Origin of the sequence: Corynebacterium aurimucosum (assembly GCF_030408555.1) — a bacterium.
In the GTDB taxonomy this organism is placed as follows: Bacteria; Actinomycetota; Actinomycetes; order Mycobacteriales; family Mycobacteriaceae; genus Corynebacterium; species Corynebacterium aurimucosum.
Genome location: NZ_CP047048.1, coordinates 839631 through 858670, shown reverse-complemented (window position 1 = coordinate 858670; position 19040 = coordinate 839631). Strand labels below are relative to the sequence as shown.

The window sequence follows — 19040 nt, the reverse complement described above, 5'->3', positions numbered from 1 at the left end:
GAAGTGAGCCGTCAGCGAGAATAATGGGTTTTAGATTCCTAGCAGAGAAAGGAGTAGTCATGGCGCGAGTTTTAGACGTTGCACAGTACATCTTGGAGCAAATGAAGACCCCGGTTACAACTATGAAACTTCAGAAACTCGTCTACTACTCCCAAGCCTGGAATTTGGTTTGGGACGAGATACCACTCTTCGACTCACGCATTGAAGCCTGGGCAAATGGTCCGGTTGTCAGAGACCTTTTCCGCGAACACAGCGGAAGGTTCACAGTTGGACCCGAATCGGGAATCGGTATGTCCGCAGGACTCACCGATTCCGAAAAAGAAACCGTCGACGCTGTAATCGAAGCCTACGGCAACCTATCCGGCCAGCAACTAAGCGACCTCACTCATAGTGAGCGTCCTTGGCGGCAGGCCCGTGAAGACATTCCCGAGGGTGCCGCAAGCAGTAACCCAATCGACCTTGACGTTGTCCAGGACTTCTACGGCGGTAAGTTGGCGGAAGAATCCGTTCCGCTGTAGATGAAGAAAAGAGATCGCAAGAAAGCCAAGAGACAGGAAAACAACAGAAAGAAGCGTCTGGCTCCTGTCTCCGCTCCCCCAACTAGAAAGTCACTATCCCAACAATCCCCGAATGGCGACTTTATGGATAGACCCGTTCGTTGGACGGCACAGACAGTCGACACTGGATTCAACAAGTTGGGGTGTCGCTGGGACTTAACCCCTCCCGAAACTAAACAATTACTAAATTTTCTATCGGACATGTCCGCGAAGAAATGGAAAGAGGTCTGGAGCGCCGGGTCGGGTACTGGACATCGCATGCACCACCGCCAGGACGTTACTTCGATTCATAAACTCGCGCAGGAACGGCTGATTGAACTAGGACACTCCGACGAGGAATCACTTTACCGGTTCCGAATACAGGGAACGGTGCGCCTCTGGGGATTCCGGACGGGCGATGTGTTCCGAATCCTCTGGTATGACCCCGATCATCAAGTCTCCCCCACCACCAAGCGTAATACCTAGTCAGAGCACGATTCGGCCCCTAACACTCGTCCCCTGCCAAAGTAGGGAATCGGCGGGTATCCTACTAGGGAATCAACTTCAACCGAGACCGGCATATCGGCTGGGAGAGTGAATATCCGAATCTCCCGAGTTCGAAGAATCTGGTTTGACTGTTCAAACAACCCCTCAACACACCAAACGCTTCTACCTGCAAAAATTTGAGGCGTTTTGCGTTGTGCAGGGACTGCCATCAGAGAGCTGTGGCCGAAAATGCGACTAGGAATCGCTACCCGCTAAGACATCCAACCGCTGCTCATTTCAAATCAGACGCCATTCATTGGCTTATGTTCTCGGAGGCAAGCCGCGCGTAAACGAGGGTATCGGTCCATTCACCCTTGCTAAACCAGTCCTGGACGTGATGCGCTTCGAGCCGGAGCCCAACGCGGTTAGCAAGTGCTGCCGAGGCACTATTGCGGGCATCCATCTGTGCGGTAATGCGGTGGAGATGGTAATGGTCAAACCCGAGGGCAAGTACCGCGCGAACGGCTTCACTAGCGAATCCTTGCCCACCGTGTACCGGGTTCAGAACCCACCCGATCTCGCCCTGGCGGTGCTCCTTATCTGTGAGCCACAGTGCGACGTCTCCGATCGGGGTGCCGTCATACTCGATGACTAGTGCAAGTGCAGCAGTCTCACCATCGAGGTCAGTCTTTGATAGCCGCTCCGCGAGCTTGTCACGGGTGGCTTCCACAGTCCATGGTTCGTCCAACAGGTAACGAGCAACGTCAGGTCGCGAGTACAGCTCGTGAAGCCATGCGACATCGCCCATCTCATGCAGACGGAGTCGAAGTCGTTCTGTCACCAACGGCCACTTGGATGCGGGCACGAGATCGCGCTGGTAATGGAACAACTCTTCGCGCTGTCCTGCGGGCGTGGTCCCTACGCCTCGTCCGGTCTCGCGGAATCCCGCCGTCGTCAAGCAGTGCTGGGAGGCCTTGTTTTCCGGAAGCGTGCGTGCCGTCAGGGTTCGAAGTCCACTGGTGCGCGCAAAGCGTGATGCCAGTTCCAAGCCCCGACGGGCATGCCCACCCCCTCGCGCACCGGGATGAATCCAGAATCCGACCTCTGCAGCCTCGGAGCTGACATCAAAGAGAACCATGGAACCCACGAACTGGTCGGTCTCGGCGTCGGCAAGTGCAAGGACTGCCAACGTGCCGGACGAGAGGCCTTCCGCGACCTCTTCACTGATCATCCGTCGCACGGACTCGGGGGTGTAGTCAGGTTCAGGTAGGTGAGCGAAGCGCCGCACAGCTCCATCTTTGGTGCCTGCTGCATACGCATCTGCGTCCAGTTCGGAGAGAGGGCGCAGGCAAGTGTTCTCAAAAGTGATCGGAAGGTTGGTGGCATCCAGCATGTTCCAAAACTAACATAGTTCGGATAGGTGGTTCAAGCAGGTTTAGCTAGGCTGGTGTGGTGAATTACTGGGAAAATCGAAAGCCTGTGCAGCGTCTCCGCGCCGTGGATATTGCGGAGGTTGCGAGAGCATCGGTAAGGCTGTTGGACGAAGGTGGATTGAGGGCTCTCACCATGAGAGCTGTGGCGCAACAGGTGGGCGTCGCCCCAGCTAGCTTGTACTCCCGCGTGGAGTCAGTCGACGACCTATTCGACCTCGCCCTCGATACAGCGCTTGCAGATGACCCCGCAATGTCCGAGTCGATCAGCAACGCCGACCTCCCCACCCTGATGCAAGCTTTCTTCACGCACCTCACGACCCACCGGTGGGCTGGTCAGGTCATCGGCATGCGCGCCCCCAGAGGCCCTGCTTACCTAGTGCTCTCTGAGCGTATGTGCGTCCTACTCGAGCGAGAGGGAGTCCCGGACCCGTTGGGAACTGCCTACCGGTTATCAAACCTAGTGATCGGCGCCGCTCTGACCGCTCCCATGGCGCCCGACGAAAAGCGTGTTGCCATCAACCCCGAACAATCCCCGACTTATGCGCGCCTCCATGCGGCGCACCACATTAGCCCACAAGAGATTCTCTCCGAGGGCATCAAGAAACTCTTGTCTTGACGGAACCATCCAATTTCGGGCAGCAGCAATGCGCGGAAGACTCGAAATGTCGAGAGGAAGCCCAGCTGGGCCGTTTGTGGAGTAGCTGGGCTAGGGATTGTTCGATTACCCCCCACTTGCAATGGGTCGCGGCATCGTTAACAGACTGCCACAGGGCTCGTTCGCTTACTTTTCTCTCTTTTCCGAATGTGTTTACTCAAAAATACACTCTTGGAATTGAGTTAGACTCTCTAGTGGTCGAGATGACTGGAAATCTTTACGGAGTTGACGGAGGCACGTTGTACGACATCGTAAGGCAGGCTTATGCAAAGCGCGCTCCCGAATACGTCGAAGCCTTGGGATCAATTGAGGACATGAGCCCTAAGGACGTCTTACTCATCTCTGAGTGGGGAAGGGCGGTTAATGGTCCGGTGCTGGATGCGGGGTCGGGGCCCGGACACTGGGCAGACTTATTGCGGACTTTGAAATGTGAAGTAGTCGGGCTTGATATGGTCTCAGAGTTCATTGGAATTGCGAAAAATAGATTTCCCTCCACCAACTTCGTTTTGGGCGAATTGTCGGAGATCCCGCTTAAGTCCTCCAGTCTCGGGGGGATACTTGCTTGGTACTCGTTGATTCATTTGCGGCCAGATGACTGGGGCCTGGTTCTAACTGAATTCGCAAGGACCCTTAGACCGGGTGGCACTCTTCTTCTCGGAGCGTTTTTAGGGGAGCAAGGTGCCCCCTTCGAGCATGCAATTGCCGAGGCATATTACTGGTCAGAGGTAGAGCTTCTCAAGCAGCTGGACTCGGCTGGCTTTCAGGGAATTTCTGTCCATTCTCGATGCACGAATGGCATTAGGCCGCATCTAGACGTTCTTGCACGGCGTTGTTAGTTGGGAACACCTTTGCTTTTTGGACAATAACTATTGCGGCAACAGGCACGTAGATCTGGTTATGGCAGTTGTGATGAAGGCTTGGCCGTAGACTCAGTCTGTGGGACTCTCCCGTTTCAACCACCATTTACCGTGAGCGTAAACACTCCTGCATCGAAGTGCGGATTATCCCCGAGCATGCGCGACAAAGAACGACCAGCCCAGTCGATGAGAACAGCCCTTACTCCGCCTGAGCCTTCTCATTAATGCGAGCCGCGCACTCAGTCGGGTTTTCGAGAGACACAATCAACCGGTCAAAGCGTTCGTCTTTAAGCTCGATGACAACAGCGTTCTCATAACCATTAATGTTCCAGAACTGGCGTCCACCGTCAGAGTGGAACGTGCCCGATAGTTTTTGGCCGGCCCGCAGACCCGGTGCTCGAAGGCCTTTGGGCTCGTGCTTCATTCCAGGGTCATGAGTAGCTCCACGAACGTGGTTCCACGAAACCGCGATGCTGCCGGTCAAAGACCAGAGCTTATCAAGCCCGAGCGGCTCGATGACGAGCTCTTTGCCTGTCAGAGTGAGATTGTTGTTCATGATGGTTCTCCTTATTTTTCGATTCTTTGAGAGCGGGCAAGCACGTGCTGCCCTAGTGAGCTTGGGTCACTGAAGCACAGTTCATAGGCCTGTTGGATTAGTTCCCGTAGATCCTTGCTGACAGGCGCCACCTCAACCAGTGCCACCACTACGAAGTCCTTTGCCGCGTCCGACACTTGCCCGTTCTTAGCTTGGGCGCACACCGCTTCCGCAGCAGCACGGAACAACCCATGCTTTGAGCCATAAATGTTGTAGAAGCTGGACCGGTTAAGACCCAGCTGATTGACCACGACGTCCACTGAGACTGCAGTGAATCCGCTCGTGCCAAATAGCGTGATCGCGCCGGCAAGAACTTCCTTTTCATTGAATTTACGAGGCCGTCCCATGAGTTTCATACTACTCATTCCAGAATGGTTTGTCCATAACTGGATTAGCTTCGACTACACTGCGAAGCCGATTCACTCAAGCCACATTCCTAACAAATAGGTGCCGAAATCCCGTGCAGCAAAAATCCCCCGCCTCTTTGTGAGACGGGGGACGGAGGTTCGTGGGCGAAACTAGTTCAGGCCCGGGATCTTCGGCAGCTTCGGCTGCGGGATGTTGAGGCCGAAGAGTTGGTTGATGGTCGGGATGAGAGCGTAGGCGGCGCCGCCGACGACTGCGATGACGGCGACGATGGGGAGCATAATCTTCGCACCGCGGCTGGAGCCTGCGAAGAAGGCCTGGCCGATGTCGCTGGCGGAAGGCTCCTTCGTGTTAGTCGGCTTAGAAGGCTTGCTCGGTTCGGTAGTCGACTCAGACGGAGAGGTGGTCGCGGAAGAGGATGGCTCTTCTTCCTTCACGGCCGGGCGGGCGGTGAGCCACTCGTCGGAGTCCAGAACGCCCTGAGTCAGGCGGGTCTCACCAATCCAGCCGTACCACGGGTCCTGCGGCTTGCGGTTATCAAAGCCAGCGCCCATGACCCACTGCAAATCGCGCGGGAGCAAGCCCTCAGCGCCCTTGGCGTTGCGCAGGATGGGTGCACCGTTGATGAACATCTCCACGGTGTCGGAATCCGGCTTGTTCACCACGGCGATGTGCATCCACTCATCGGTGGGCACCTCGTGAGACCAGACGGTCGAGCCTTCGCCTTCCTTGGGCTCCGCCCACCAGCGCAGCTCACGCAGGTTGGAGATGCCGAACATGACGGTGGGGTCGGTGTCGTCGGAGCCGTCGACAAGCTCAGCGATGCTGGAGTCGCGGGAAAGCGCACTGCCCCAGCCGTGCTCAGAGCCATTGAAGTCCTTCGGAATCTTCACGAAGGACTCGAAGGTGTAGCCCTCGGAGGTATCAACCTTGTTAATCTCAGCGCCCTCCTTGGAGCGGAACTCTGCCATAGCGGCCTGGCCGGCCGGGTCAGACCAGTAGAGGGAGCCAGAATCAGAGGACAGCGGGTGGTGGTCCTTGGTGTAGGTGATGCGCTCGCCCTCATTGGACGGGCCGCCTTCGCGAACGAGGTCACCGGCACCGTCGGCACCAAAGGCATCCGGAATGATGGCACCTTCGGTGGCCACATCGCCGTCGGCAAGCTGCTTGCCGTCCGTGTTCTTGGTCTGCCCCGGGCGCCAGTGGAAGACGGTCTTGTCGGACTTCACGAAGTCATTCGGGCCCTCCGGCAGCTGATCCTTCGGGATGGTGTACGGGGTGTAGCCTTCCTCAGCGATGTCGCGGGCCTTCTGGCCGAGGTCCGGGTCGTTTTCATCGCCAATGGTCCAGTCCGGGGCGAAGTCAGCGAAGCGCTCCTTGAAGTTGAGCGGCACGTGGTAGCTATCGCCCTTGCCATCGAGGATGAGCTTGTCGAACTGCGTGAGCTCTTCAGCCGGCTTCTGCGCGACCCACGGGGACAGTGCGGTCATCTCCAGCTCGTTGCCGGAAAGATCGAACTCGAGCACGCCGAGTAAGCCATTGCCGCCCTGGTAAGCCATCTGGTAGTCCTGCAGGATGCCGATGACGTCGTGGCCTGCATCGTTCTTATCCACGCGGTAGCCCGCGCCGTGGTGGTGGCCGCCCATGGTCAAGAAGATCTGGTCATTCTTCTTGATGAACTTGTCCCACAGGCCCTCGCCATAGTCCTCGGAGTAGAAGACCTCGCCGGCACCATCGATGTTGAGAACCTCGTGGCTGGTGAGGATGACCGGCAGGTCTGGGTGCGCATCGAGAACACCCTGGGCCCACTCGAGTGCTTCATCATCCGCGCGCCAACCCAACGCCAGGACCAGGTACTTCTGGCCCTCAGCCTCAAAAATGTGGTACTCAGAGTCGTTGTTGACTGCGGTGTGGCGCTCCTGGAAAGTATCCGGGTTGGCGGCCTGAGCGCGCTCGGCGCTGAAGTAGTCATTGTACGGGTGCGCCGAACCATCCTGAATCATGTCATGGTTGCCCGCCAAGATGGAGTAGTTCAGGTCGGAATCATCGAGGACCTTCATCGCCTCATCAGCAACCTTCCACTCCCCCTCGACGTCCGCCTGGTCCACCACTGGGGTTGCCCGCAAATCGTGGACACGTAGTGGAGCTACCTAGTGGTTAGGCAGCTATTTCTTTTCTGCTGTTGATTGCGCCGGTGTGGTTCTCGAAGTCGACGGGGCTGACCATTCCGAGTGCAGAGTGCCGGCGCCGACGGTTGTAGACGACTTCAATCCAGTAGGCAACGGCCTTGCGTGCAGCATCACGGGTAGGCCATCGCTTACGGTCGTAGAATTCAGTCTTTAGCGTCGACCAGAACGACTCAGCCATCGCGTTATCGAAGCACACACCAGTACGCCCCACAGACTGAGCAATGCCCAGTCTGCTGCAGACCTCCCAGAGCTTCTCACTGGTAAATTGCGTTCCGCGGTCAGCGTGAAACACCAGCCCATCAGGAACATCACCGCGCAGTGTATGCGCCATCCGCAGGGCCCGTTCGACCAGGTGTGTGTCTTGCACGCTATCCATAGCCCAGCCCAGCACTCTGCGGGAATGACCATCGCGGACCGCGCACAAGTACAACCAGCCCTCACCGGTGCGAAGGTAGGTAATATCTGACATCCACACTCGGTTGAGCTCACCAGTATCAAACATGCGCTTGACCAGGTCAGGAAGACTCGACTTACGCTTGGCTTGGATTGTAGTCACCGGGACAAAGGCACGCGGTGAAATCCCTTCAATGCCCATCATGCGCATCCGCTTCGCCACAGTCTTACGGTTAAGCGAAATGTGGTAGCGCTCGGCAAGCTCTGCGGTGATCCGCGGAGCACCATAAACCTCATCGGAGTCTTTCCAAATCTGATGAATCTTACGGTCAACATCATCGTAAAATGCTGCCCGATCATCCTTTCCGGATAGTCGTTTCTGCTGCACATGGGCCCATTTGTAGTATCCAGACCGAGATACTTTTAATAGTCGTGCCATGCGCTTGATGCTGTAGTTCGCCTTCTCCTGCTGCATTAGTTCGAACTTTTCTGCTCGCGTTGCCTCAAAGCGAAGAAGGCTGTCGCTTTTGACAAAAACTCGTTATCCATCTTGGCTTCCGCCAACTCACGGCGCAGACGAGCATTCTCAGCACGAAGATCAGCCTCACTCATCCCATCCGAGGCTCCTCGGCGTTCACGCTCGAGTTTGACCCACCGGCCTAAAAGCCCGGCGGAAACACCGATTTCCTTAGCCACATGGGCAATTGGGCGCTCTGACTCGATTACCAGGTTCGCGGCCTCACGCCGGTACTCCGGCGTGTACTTCTTGCGCTGTTGACTCACAATGAACATCCTCTCTTACGGACACAAGATCCGTACAAATAGGGTGTCCACTAAACGAGGGTAACCTCACCACGTCACCGAGGTGGGTAGCGAAGTCCATGTTGAGCGCCTGCTGGTTCTTCACCAGCCACTCGGTCTGCGCCTTAAAAGGCTCGCTACCGTAGCGCGCTTGCGCCAGGTTGCCGGTTTCCGGGGTGGAGTAACGGGAATAGAACTGAGTATCCGGCAGCACACCGATGCTAAAACGTGAGCCCAGGCCTTCTGAAGGTTCGGCAGCAGAGGCCGGGACGACGAGGAACGTACCGGCCACCGAAGCGGTGACCACGGTGCCGAGCAGGCGGCGAAACGTCATAGATCTTACAATCACAGTGAATAAAACCAAAAGAGACACCAGAAATGTATTCTGCGCAGCTTGCACCCACGTAACGACCGCATGAACGCCCGTTTAAAAGATTATCCGCCGCTAGGATGAACGCTCATGAGCAATATCACTAAGAAGTACAACGTCGATGTCACCCGCGTAGATACCGGCCACTACCGTGCCACGAATGCTGCGGGCGCGACCCTCGAATTCGGCTCGGGCGAGGGACTACTGAGTCCTGTTGAGCTGCTCCTCGCCGCCGTGGCGGGCTGCTCAGCCGTGGACGTCGACGTAGTTACCTCCCGGCGCACGGAGCCGGAGCTTTTCGACGTTCACGTGGAAGGTACCCGCGTCAACGAGGACGGCGCCTCAAGGCTTAGCGACGTCAACGTGGAATTCTCCCTCCGCTTCCCTGACACCGATGCTGGCCGCCAGGCCCAGTCCATGGTGGAGCGCCTCGTGCGCATCTCCCACGACAAGGACTGCACCGTGTCCCGCACGGTAGAAAACCCCACCAACGTCACGTTCCGCACGGCCCAGCCCTAAGACTGCACGTTTTAAGCGCCTGTGGGGCGCTTTAAGCGAAAGGGTTGTCGTTGCGCGAGGGGTTCTCCTCCCACGATTCGGCGAAGGGGTTGTCCATGGCTTGCTGCATAGTGTGGGAGCCATCCCCGAAGGGATTGCGCCCAGCATCGCTGCGCTGGCGGCGGTAGCGCTCCAGATCCGCCTGTGCCATATAGCCCAGCTCTTCGCCGTCCACCACGATCCAGGGAAGCGGGTTCGGATCCACCATACGGCGCGGCTGCCCTTGGTGTGGCGAGGACAACATGGTGCGGATATCCGTTCGCGCCTGGTCTAATTCTCCGAGGTCTTTCGGGCTCAACGCGGTCCTAACGGTCTGGTTGCCTCCGGCCCCGACGACCTCGACCTTGAGCATGCTGAAAGAAAAGACTCCAGAGGGAACCGAAGGGTTGCGCATGTCCACCTTGTCGAAAGCAAGGACATCATCATCGTCAAAAACCAGAATGAGCCCTTGCGGGGTGATGTATACCCAGGCCTCGTGCTGCATATCGACGTCTACCCGGTAGAAGCCGATAATCGGCTCGTCCGGCTCCAGCAAACCAAAGGCGTTGAGTTGTATCGTTCCCACACCACCACACTGCGCAAAGCCGTGATCCCACAGGTATCTCATCTGCCCTTGCAGCAACACTTCCCACAAGCCGCGAATGAAGTCAGACAGGAGAGCGCCGTATTTATTGGCTAGCGGCTTGTGGATGCGCAGGTAGCCGGAGCGGATTTCAAACACGATCGGGTATGTCAGGGGCAGTGATTCGACGAAGGCCTCATCGATGTGCAGGCGGTCATTATTCGCCTCGATGAATTCTTCCGCGGGGAAAAGATGCTCCACCACGAGGGTGTTTCCTTCTTCACGGGTATCGAGGATCCACTGAGAGTTCCGACGGCAGTTCTCGATGTAGCCCTGAAGCACCGCTTGCACCTCAGCATCGCTGAACTGCTGGTGGTTCAGCCGGAACACGCTGTCGCCCTGAATGAAACGCATTCTCAGCTCTTCAGCCATACTTATTCCTCCGTCTTATGGGGCTCCGTGCACGTTTATGGCTCTGCGAGGCACAACTGTGTGCCCACCCACACTCTCCGTGGTGAAATTTTAGACCATTGTGACTAAAGTTATCGCAGATACTTACTTTACGCTCGCCTTCATCGTCACACTCAGCCCTTTAGGAGAACTCCACTATGCCTCTGCCCCGCCGTTTACTCATCAAAGCTGGCGCTCTCGCGCTGACCGCCGGTGCCATCGGCAGCCAAGCACCCGCTGCGCTCGCCGTGGGTCCAGCTGTGGGCACCATTATTGACTTCTCCGCCGGTGTCCCTTCTGCGCGCGCCATCAAGGCCGCCGGCCACCTCGGCGCCATTCGCTATGTTTCCCAGCGCCGCCCCGGCGCTAACTGGATGCAGGGCAAACCCGTCACGCTGGCGGAAACGAAGGCCAATGCCGCTGTCGGCCTGAAGACCGCCTCCATTTACCAGTTCGGCCGCGCCGACACTGCTGACTGGCTCAACGGTGCGGCAGGTGCCGCCGTCCATGCCCCGCAGGCCATCGCCATCCACAAGGCCGCTGGTGGGCCGACGGGCCGCCCGATCTACATCGCGATCGATGACAACCCCACCCGTGCCCAGTACGAGAACCAGATTCGCCCCTACCTCAAGGCCTTCTCGACGGCGCTGAGCGCCGCCGGCTACCAGACCGACGTGTACGGCAATTACAACGTCATCGACTGGTGCGTCAACGACCGCATTGGCCAGTTCTACTGGATGCACGATTGGGGTTCGGGCAGCAAGATTCACCCGCGCACCACCATCCACCAAAAAGCCAAGAACCAAGCCACCATCGACGGCGTGACCTGCGATATCAACACCGTCTACGCCAACGACTGGGGCCAGTGGACCCCGGGCCAAGGCGCGGTGACTCCGCCCAAGGTCAAGGACATCCCGACCGTGCCGGACAACATCCCGCTGCCCAACATCACCCTGCCGGATCCCACTGGTCGCGGCTCCAGCGTGAGCAGCGATGGCATCACCATTGCTGGTTCTTCCATCAGCAATGATCAGGTGCGCGGAGCGGTAGATATCCTCAACACCGTGCGCAAGTCCATGGGCTAATAGCCGTCCCGGGGCGCGGTCTTCTAGCGCGCCCCGGGGGTCTTCGAGGCCGACGCTTTAGACGTTGGCTGAGAGGACGGCACAGAGGAAGACGGTTCCGAAGAGGAAGATGTCGCGGCAGCCGACGTCGCCGTCGTGGAGGTCGCAGTGGGCGCAGCGCTGGACGTCGTCAAGCGCGTGGCAACAGCGCCAGGATTAGCCAGCGCCTCCTTGTTCAAGTTGTTGCCCTTCACCAGGTTCTTACCGGTGATCTCCTTGCGTACATAAGACGTGAGTTCCTGAGCGCTGCCTTCGATGGACGCAGCTACAACGAAGTTCTCCCCAAAAGACACCGAGGAATGGCGGTCCTTACTGTCCGACCATCCCCATTTAGAGCCCACGACGTCGCTCAGCTTCGCGGTGCCATAGTTCTGCTCATATCCGTCGGCCGATACGGCATCGGCGTGGGACATCGCCACCAACACAGGGTGCGTCGGATCATCCTCCATGAGCTGGACAATAAACCGCACGACGTCGTACGTAGAGGTCATGGAATGCCCCCAGTCCTCCCCCGCGGACGTGGACTCCAAGCCGTATTCCTTAGCGATGGCATCGATAGATCGCGGATATTTCTCAAAGAGCTGTGCGGCGCTCTCGTCAGAGGAATCAGCAATCATATCCAGCGCTACGTACTTGTCCTCAAAGGACCCGCGTTCCAGCACGTAGGTGGCGATGTAGAGCTTGATCAGGCTCAGCGCATAGCGCGGCTGGTGTTCGGTGGTCGAGCCCATGTGCATGCCCGTCTCAATGCGGTAATACGTGATGGCCTTGGACTCATCGCCCTTGAGGAACTGACCTACCGAGTCCGGGACAGCGGCCAGCTGCAGCTGCCCCTTCCTATGGGTGATGGGGCCAGGTTTGCGTGCGCTGGTCTGCGCTGAACCGCCAGCCGAGGAGTCTTCTTCGTGCGCTGGCGAGCACGCAACGAGAGAGGCAGCACCGAGTACGCACGCCAGAAGGGCGGCGCCAGCTCGCGCTGACGCCGCCCTGTGAGAAGGCTGAGAGTAAAACACGATGTTTGATTCTACTCTCTACCGCCTGAAACGGTGTGATTGAGGCGTTTTAGTGATCCACCGGCGCCTCAACGCCCACGCCGGTCAGGGAGCGAACCTCCATCTCGGCGGACAGCTCATCCAGGTTGTCCGGCGGGGTCATGATGGAGACGATCCAGCCAGCAAAGAAGGCCAGCGGGATGGTGACCAGACCCGGGGAGGACAGTGGGAAGATGGACCAGTCAGCGTTCGGGAACATCGAGGTCGGGGTACCGGAGACTGCCGGGGACAGGAAGATGAGCACCAAGCAGGAGATGACACCGGTGTACATCGATGCCACGGCACCTGCGGTGTTGAATCGACGCCAGTACAGGGAGTACAGGATGGTCGGCAGGTTGGCGGAGGCAGCCACGGCAAAGGCCAGGGATACCAGGAAGGCAACGTTCTGGGTCATGGCCAGAATGCCCAGGATGATGGAGACAATGCCCAGGACGACCACGGTGATTTGGGAAACGCGGACCTGCTCAGCCTCGGTGGACTCACCGTTGCGGATGACGGAGTGGTAGATATCGTGCGCAATAGAGGCTGAGGCGGTGATGGCGAGGCCGGCGACAACAGCCAGAACGGTAGCGAAGGCCACCGCGGAGATGACCGCCATGAAGATGGAACCACCGATTTCCAGCGCCAGCAGCGGTGCCGCAGAGTTTGCGCCACCCGGTGCGGCGAGAATGCGGTCCGGGCCAACGAGGGCGGCCGCGCCGTAGCCCAGAACCAGGGTCATGAGGTAGAAGGCACCGATGATGACGATAGCCCAGGTAACAGAGCGGCGAGCTTCGGTAGCGGTCGGCACCGTGTAGAAGCGCATGAGAACGTGCGGCAGACCGCCAACACCGAGAACGAGGGCGATACCCAGGGAGATGAAGTCCAGCTTGGTGGTGAGGTTCTTGCCGTACTTCAGACCCGGCTCCATAATCTGGGTGGCCTCGTAGCCGCCTTCCTTGATAGCAGCGGAGCTAGCGTGCATATCAATCGCTTGGGTGAAGAGCGTGCTGAAGCCCCCCTTGAGCATGACGAAGGTGAGGATGCACATGATGACCACACCGGTCACAAGGAGCACGGCCTTGATCATCTGCACGTAGGTCGTGCCCTTCATGCCGCCGACAAGGACGTAGACGATCATGAGGATGCCCACGATGCCGACGACGACGGCCTGCCACTTGAACTCATGAATATCCAGCAGCACGGCAACCAGGGAGCCGGCACCGGCCATCTGCGCAATGAGGTAGAACAACGACACAAACAGGGTCGAAATCGCCGCCGCCACGCGCACCGGGCGCTGCTTGAGACGGAAGGACAGCACGTCCGCCATGGTGAAACGGCCGACGTTACGCATTGGCTCGGCGACGAGCATCAGCGCAACGAGCCAGGCGACGAAAAAGCCCACTGAGTAAAGGAAGCCATCGTAGCCATTGAGCGCCACGGCACCCACGATGCCCAGGAAGGATGCGGCGGACAGGTAGTCGCCAGAGATAGCAAGGCCGTTTTGCCGGCCGGAGAAGCTACCGCCGCCGGTGTAAAAGTCAGAGGCTTCCTTGGTGGACTTTCCGGCTTTCAGCACCACGTACATGGTGACAACAAGGAACGCCGCGAAGACTGAAATATTCAGAATCGGGTTGCCGGCGGAGGATTCCGCTGCGGCCAAGGTAATGGTCTGCATTGTTTAGCCCTCCAGTTCCTGGCGAATGGCCGCTGCCTGCGGCTCGATGTTCTTGTTGGCGTAATTGACGTAGATATACGTGATGATGAAGGTGGTCAGGAACTGGGCCAGGCCGAAGATGAGGCCGACGTTCCAGCCTCCCCCAAGTTCAATAGCCATGAAGTCTGGCGCAAAAACGGCGGCCAGCACGTAGAGGACGTACCACACAAAGAACGCCACAGTCATGGGGAAGGTGAACTTGCGGTATGTGCCGCGCAGCTTAGAAAACTGCGAGCTATCACGCATCTCGACGAACTCTTGCGGCGTTGGTTCGCGGCGCGAGTTAATCGAAGCAGGTGCGTCAGTCATGTCGCTCTCCTTACAAAGGGTCTTTTCTCCACAAACCGCGGTGAGAGACAAAAGTTAGTGTCTTCAATCACGTTTTGCCTTGCACAGTAAGTTACCTAACCACTCTTGCAAGGTTGTAAATCCTGCCAAGAAAAGTTAATAACACACACTTTTGCTACCCCCTCTCCTTGCATCTACAAGGCATTTTCAGCTCACCGCTAACACCCCCACAGGAGAATTCAAAGAGGGAATCTAATTTAGCAAACCGAAACTTCACAGGGTTTTTAACAGATCTTCACTGCCCTCCCCTGCCGATTTCCACCCCCAGGAACACAACAAAGCCCGCCTTCAGCACCCCCACTCCTCTTCCCCAATATTGAAGGAAGAAAGAGCACGGTGCGGAAGACGGGCTCCATCGCTCACGGGCGCATAACGCGTCCCCTAAGTGTTCAAGCTTTAGGCGCCAGGAAACTCACGCGGGTCCTTGAACATGCGGCCAAATCCTTCCTTGCCATCAAGCGCGTCGAGAGCCGCAATATCCTCTGCAGTGAGCTCAACCTTCGCGGCAGCGAAGTTTTCCTCCAAGCGCTCGCGGCGGCTGGACTTCGGAATGACCGAAATCCCCTTGCTCAACAGGTACGCCAGGACAGCTTGGCCAGCAGTAATATCGTGTTTCTCGGCCACGGCCATAACTTCTGGGTTATTGAGGATGATGCCGCGGGCCAACGGCGACCACGCCTCCGTCACGATGCCATGGCTATCGTGGAATTGACGCAGCTCCGGCTGCGTAAAGCCCGGATGCAACTCAACCTGATTGAGGACAGGAACGACACCAGTCTCATCGATCAGGGTTTGCAGAGTTTCCTCATAAAAGTTGGCCACGCCAATCGATGCAATCTGCCCCATGCCCTGCATGCGGGCGATCTCCTCAAAGGTCTCCACGTACAACCCGCCCTGTGGCCAGGGCCAGTGGATAAGGTACAGGTCAAGGTAATCCAGCTGCAGCTTGTCCAGGGACTCACGGAAGGCCTGGCCCACTTTGTCCTTGCCATGGTGGTCGTGCCACACCTTGCTGGTAATAAAGAGCTCATCACGGGTCACGTCGCCAGCCTTCATAGCGGCGTTGAGCGCTTGGCCTAGCTCTTCTTCATTCTCGTAGAGGGTGGCAGTATCGAAGTGGCGGTAGCCCAGGTCGATGGCTTCACGCACGGAGCGGACAAGCTCCTCCCCGTGCATCTTGTAGGTGCCGAGACCCAGCAGCGGCATCTCGCGGTCATCATTGAACGTAGTTTGTGGGACACTCATGCCCTCCATTGTGCCGCACTCCCGCGCGCTGTGTGGCGGAAAATGGCGGCTCGCGTCCTTCAACCCAGACGAAAACGCGCGAAACGCCCTCACCAATGTGTGCCGTGCTCTAGTGCACGGCCGGTAAGGGCGTCGTTTCGGGAAACGGAAAGGGCTATGCCCTTCTACGCTAGGCGCGGATGAGATCGATAACGAAGGTCAGCGTGCGGCCAGACAGCGGGTGTGCACCACCAGCCGGGCCATAAGCCTTCTCCGGCGGGATGACCAGCTTGCGGCGGCCGCCCACCTTCATACCCGGGATTCCTTCCTGCCAGCCGGCGATGAGGCCAGTCAGCGGGAACTCGATGGACTGGCCACGACCCCACGAAGAGTCGAATTCCTGGTTCGTCTCATAGTCAACACCAACGTAGTGAACCTCAACGAAGCCGCCCGGCTGGGCTTCGGCGCCGTCACCCACCACAATGTCTTCGATGACAAGGTCCTGGGGAGCAGGCTCCGTTGCCGGCTCAATTACGGGCTTTTCCATTGGGGATTATCCTCCTTGGATTACTTTCTTCTTTGCTGGCCGCATACACGTAGGCCGAGCCACAACGCCCTCCAGTATAAGCGGAGATGTGGGGCTCGGCCCTAGAAATGCAGCGTATGGGCTATACGCTAAGCCACGGCAGCCTGTGGAAGACCGCCGCTGAGGTTACTGTTTAGCGCTCGCTACGCGGGGTGACCTTACGCAGGGTCTCGCCGGTGTAAATCTGGCGCGGGCGGTTGATCTTGGTGTTGAGCTCAAGCTGCTCGCGGTACTGAGCAATCCAGCCCGGCAGGCGGCCGATGGCGAAGAGGACGGTGAAGAAGTCCGTCGGGAAGCCCATGGCGCGGTAGATCAAGCCGGTGTAGAAGTCGACGTTCGGATAGAGCTTGCGGGAGACGAAGTAGTCGTCGTTCAGCGCAATCTCCTCGAGCTTCATGGCCAGATCCAGCATCGGGTCGCCGCCCAGGTGATCGATGATCTCGTGAGCAGTGTCCTTGACGATGGCCGCGCGGGTCGTAGTTCTTGTACACGCGGTGGCCGAAGCCCATGAGGCGAACGCCCTTTTCCTTGTTCTTCACGCGGTTCATGAAGTCGGTAGCGTCACCATCGTGGTTGTTCTGGATATCCTCAAGCATCTCCAGAACGGCCTGGTTAGCGCCACCGTGCAGCGGGCCAGACAGTGCGTTGATGCCACCGGCGATGGCAACGAACAGGTTGGCCTGCGCAGAGCCGATCATGCGGACGGTGGAGGTGGAGCAGTTCTGCTCGTGGTCAGCGTGGAGGATGAGGAGCTTGTCCAGAGCCTTGGCCACAACAGGGTCAACCTCGTACTCCTCAGTCGGGTAACCAAACATCATGCGCAGGAAGTTCTCGCGCGCGTTGAGCTTGTTATCCGGGTACATATAAGGCTTGCCCTGCGACGCACGGTAGGCATAAGCGGCCAGCATCGGGACCTTAGCCAGCAGGCGGACAGTAGCCTTGTCCAGCTGCTCCTCATCCAGTGGGTTGAGCTGATCCTGGTAGTAAGCGGAGAGAATGTTAAGGGAGGAGGCCAGCACGGCCATCGGGTGCGCATCGCGCGGGAAGATGTTGAAGGCGGCCTTAAAGTCCTCATCCAAGAGAGTGTGGTGGCGAATCTCAGTGTTGAACTTCGACAGCTCGTCCTCAGTCGGCAGGTGGCCCTTAATCAGCAGGTAGGACACCTCGTTAAAGGTGGCGTTCTCAGCCAAATCCGCGATGTCATAACCACGGTGGCGGAGAATGCCTTCCTCACCATTAATAAAGGTGATCTTGGACTCGGTGGAACCGGTCGCTGCATAACCCGGGTCGAAGGTCACCAAGCCAGTCTCGTTACGGAGCTTGCCAATATCGAAGCCGGAGTCACCCTCCGTGGACTGCTTAATGTCCATCTCGTACTCGCCGCCGGGGTACTGCAGTACAACCTTGTTCTTTTCAGAAGCCACGTGTTTTCCTTTCCTCAATGTTCAACGCCGACCAAAGCCGGCGCGACAGATCTAAACCTCTTCACACTGTAGCAAAACTTGTGACTCTGCCAACATTGGCAATCCTGGCAAAGTATCTAGTGCGCGAACGAAATTAGGCTACACTGCCCACATGAGCAACTCAGAACTCGTCCTGCCAGCAGATATCCTCCCTTCCGACGGCCGTTTTGGCTGCGGCCCCTCCAAGGTCCGCCCCGCCCAAATTGAGGCAATCACCGCCGGTGCCGACACCATCATTGGCACCTCGCACCGCAAGCCCGCCGTCAAGAACCTCGTCGGCTCCATTCGCGAGGGGCTTTCTGAGCTATTTTCCCTGCCAGAGGGCTATGAAATCGTTCTCTCCCTCGGCGGCGCTACCGCTTTCTGGGACGCAGCAACCTTCGGCCTGATCGAGAAAAAGTCCGCCCACCTGAGCTTCGGCGAATTCTCCTCTAAATTTGCTAAATCCGCTGCCGCCGCCCCGTGGCTCGACGCCCCGCTCGTCACCGAAGCAGAGGTCGGCACCGCCCCAGACCCGAAGGCCGCCGACGCCGAAGGCGCCGACATCATCGCTTGGGCCCACAATGAAACCTCCACCGGCGCTATGGTTCCGGTAACCCGCCCTCATCCGGATAACGCAGAGCAGCTCGTCGTCATCGACGCCACCTCGGGTGCCGGCGGCCTGCCGGTAGATATGTCCGATGCTGACGTCTACTACTTCTCCCCACAGAAGTGCTTCGCTTCCGACGGCGGCCTGTGGCTGGCAGCAATGTCCCCGGCAGCCCTGGAGCGCATCGAGAAGATCAACTCCTCCGATCGTTTCATCCCGGCCTTCCTCAACCTGCAGACTGCAGTGGACAACTCCCGCAAGAACCAGACCTATAACACCCCGGCTGTAGCCACGCTGCTCATGCTGGAGAACCAGGTCCAGTGGATGAACGCCAACGGCGGCCTCGACGGGATGGTCAAGCGCACGACGGAGAACTCTTCCATCCTCTACAACTGGGCCGAGGCCCGCCCGGAGGCCACCCCCTTTGTGGCCGAGCCTTCCGAGCGCTCCCTGGTGGTCGGCACCATTGACTTCGAGGACAGCGTCGATGCCGCTGCGGTCGCCGCAACGCTGCGCGCCAACGGCATTCTCGACGTCGAGCCCTACCGCAAGCTAGGCCGCAACCAGCTGCGCGTGGGCCTGTTCCCGGCAATTGATTCGGCGGACGTCACCAAGCTCATCAAGGCTATCGATTACGTCCTAGACAACCGCTAAGCTTCGCTCGAAGCTCCTTCAGCCGCACAACAACATTTGTTGCATTTATTTGT

At 58.1% G+C, this 19040-nt stretch carries 19 protein-coding genes and 1 pseudogene; 7 read left to right on the top strand and 13 right to left on the bottom strand.

Annotated features, from left to right (window positions below):
- Positions 1-23 precede the first annotated feature (23 nt).
- Together CAURIM_RS04045 and CAURIM_RS04040 are read left to right on the top strand one after the other, a co-directional pair.
- Positions 24-518: a Panacea domain-containing protein gene (locus tag CAURIM_RS04045; RefSeq protein WP_343884005.1), complete on the top strand. Its 495-nt coding sequence runs from the start codon at positions 24-26 to the stop codon at positions 516-518.
- A 240-nt stretch (positions 519-758) separates the two neighbouring features.
- A complete protein-coding gene (locus CAURIM_RS04040) occupies positions 759-1022 on the top strand; it encodes a hypothetical protein (RefSeq protein WP_201828542.1) in 264 nt (87 codons plus the stop codon).
- A 313-nt stretch (positions 1023-1335) separates the two neighbouring features.
- Here CAURIM_RS04040 and CAURIM_RS04035 read toward each other — a convergent pair whose 3' ends face one another.
- Positions 1336-2415, bottom strand: a complete 1080-nt coding sequence (locus CAURIM_RS04035) for a GNAT family N-acetyltransferase (RefSeq protein ID WP_201828543.1) — start codon at positions 2413-2415, stop codon at positions 1336-1338.
- 56 nt (positions 2416-2471) lie between these two features.
- On the opposite strand from CAURIM_RS04035, the gene CAURIM_RS04030 reads away from it, so the two are divergent.
- Together CAURIM_RS04030 and CAURIM_RS12905 are read left to right on the top strand one after the other, a co-directional pair.
- Positions 2472-3071: a TetR/AcrR family transcriptional regulator gene (locus tag CAURIM_RS04030; protein ID WP_343884004.1), complete on the top strand. Its 600-nt coding sequence runs from the start codon at positions 2472-2474 to the stop codon at positions 3069-3071.
- Positions 3072-3313: 242 nt separating this feature from the next.
- Positions 3314-3946, top strand: a complete 633-nt coding sequence (locus CAURIM_RS12905; protein WP_353959321.1) for a class I SAM-dependent methyltransferase — start codon at positions 3314-3316, stop codon at positions 3944-3946.
- 220 nt (positions 3947-4166) lie between these two features.
- Here CAURIM_RS12905 and CAURIM_RS04025 read toward each other — a convergent pair whose 3' ends face one another.
- From CAURIM_RS04025 to CAURIM_RS04005, 5 genes are all read right to left on the bottom strand, one after another.
- Positions 4167-4523: a hypothetical protein gene (locus CAURIM_RS04025; RefSeq protein WP_201828545.1), complete on the bottom strand. Its 357-nt coding sequence runs from the start codon at positions 4521-4523 to the stop codon at positions 4167-4169.
- Between the two features lie 11 nt (positions 4524-4534).
- Entirely contained in the window at positions 4535-4909 is a 375-nt protein-coding gene (locus CAURIM_RS04020; RefSeq protein ID WP_236659304.1) for a TetR/AcrR family transcriptional regulator, read from the bottom strand.
- A 171-nt stretch (positions 4910-5080) separates the two neighbouring features.
- Positions 5081-7054, bottom strand: coding sequence for a LamG-like jellyroll fold domain-containing protein (locus CAURIM_RS04015; RefSeq protein ID WP_236659305.1), 1974 nt, complete (start codon positions 7052-7054; stop codon positions 5081-5083).
- A gap of 31 nt (positions 7055-7085) precedes the next feature.
- A protein-coding gene (locus CAURIM_RS04010) for an IS3 family transposase (protein WP_201827686.1) occupies positions 7086-8302 on the bottom strand; the annotation gives its coding sequence in 2 pieces (ribosomal slippage) (positions 7086-8041 and positions 8041-8302; 1218 coding nt in all).
- Positions 8250-8645, bottom strand: coding sequence for a metallophosphoesterase family protein (locus tag CAURIM_RS04005; RefSeq protein WP_366519352.1), 396 nt, complete (start codon positions 8643-8645; stop codon positions 8250-8252). The genes CAURIM_RS04010 and CAURIM_RS04005 overlap by 53 nt, the downstream gene beginning before the upstream one ends.
- Positions 8646-8771: 126 nt before the next feature.
- Here CAURIM_RS04005 and CAURIM_RS04000 point away from each other — a divergent pair, with 126 nt between their 5' ends.
- Positions 8772-9200, top strand: a complete 429-nt coding sequence (locus CAURIM_RS04000) for an OsmC family protein (RefSeq protein ID WP_201828547.1) — start codon at positions 8772-8774, stop codon at positions 9198-9200.
- A 31-nt stretch (positions 9201-9231) separates the two neighbouring features.
- Here CAURIM_RS04000 and CAURIM_RS03995 read toward each other — a convergent pair whose 3' ends face one another.
- The gene (locus CAURIM_RS03995) at positions 9232-10215 is read right to left on the bottom strand and encodes a hypothetical protein (RefSeq protein WP_236659306.1); all 984 of its coding nucleotides are present in this window, start codon (positions 10213-10215) and stop codon (positions 9232-9234) included.
- A 194-nt stretch (positions 10216-10409) separates the two neighbouring features.
- Between CAURIM_RS03995 and CAURIM_RS03990 the strand changes: the two genes are divergently transcribed.
- Positions 10410-11336: a DUF1906 domain-containing protein gene (locus CAURIM_RS03990; RefSeq protein WP_201828549.1), complete on the top strand. Its 927-nt coding sequence runs from the start codon at positions 10410-10412 to the stop codon at positions 11334-11336.
- A 23-nt stretch (positions 11337-11359) separates the two neighbouring features.
- On the opposite strand, the gene CAURIM_RS03985 is transcribed toward CAURIM_RS03990, so the two are convergent.
- The 6 genes and pseudogenes from CAURIM_RS03985 to CAURIM_RS03960 form a co-directional block, all read right to left on the bottom strand.
- The gene (locus tag CAURIM_RS03985; protein WP_070529436.1) at positions 11360-12388 is read right to left on the bottom strand and encodes a hypothetical protein; all 1029 of its coding nucleotides are present in this window, start codon (positions 12386-12388) and stop codon (positions 11360-11362) included.
- A gap of 49 nt (positions 12389-12437) precedes the next feature.
- Positions 12438-14084: a monocarboxylic acid transporter gene (locus tag CAURIM_RS03980; RefSeq protein ID WP_070529438.1), complete on the bottom strand. Its 1647-nt coding sequence runs from the start codon at positions 14082-14084 to the stop codon at positions 12438-12440.
- A 3-nt stretch (positions 14085-14087) separates the two neighbouring features.
- Positions 14088-14432, bottom strand: a complete 345-nt coding sequence (locus CAURIM_RS03975) for a DUF485 domain-containing protein (protein WP_070529440.1) — start codon at positions 14430-14432, stop codon at positions 14088-14090.
- A gap of 435 nt (positions 14433-14867) precedes the next feature.
- Entirely contained in the window at positions 14868-15725 is an 858-nt protein-coding gene (locus CAURIM_RS03970) for an aldo/keto reductase (RefSeq protein ID WP_070529442.1), read from the bottom strand.
- Positions 15726-15885: 160 nt separating this feature from the next.
- Entirely contained in the window at positions 15886-16242 is a 357-nt protein-coding gene (locus tag CAURIM_RS03965) for an FKBP-type peptidyl-prolyl cis-trans isomerase (protein ID WP_010187736.1), read from the bottom strand.
- A 172-nt stretch (positions 16243-16414) separates the two neighbouring features.
- Positions 16415-17705 (bottom strand): annotated as a pseudogene (locus CAURIM_RS03960) (citrate synthase).
- Between the two features lie 151 nt (positions 17706-17856).
- On the opposite strand from CAURIM_RS03960, the gene serC reads away from it, so the two are divergent.
- Positions 17857-18987, top strand: a complete 1131-nt coding sequence (gene serC / locus CAURIM_RS03955) for a phosphoserine transaminase (RefSeq protein ID WP_070745056.1) — start codon at positions 17857-17859, stop codon at positions 18985-18987.
- Positions 18988-19040: the final 53 nt, after the last annotated feature.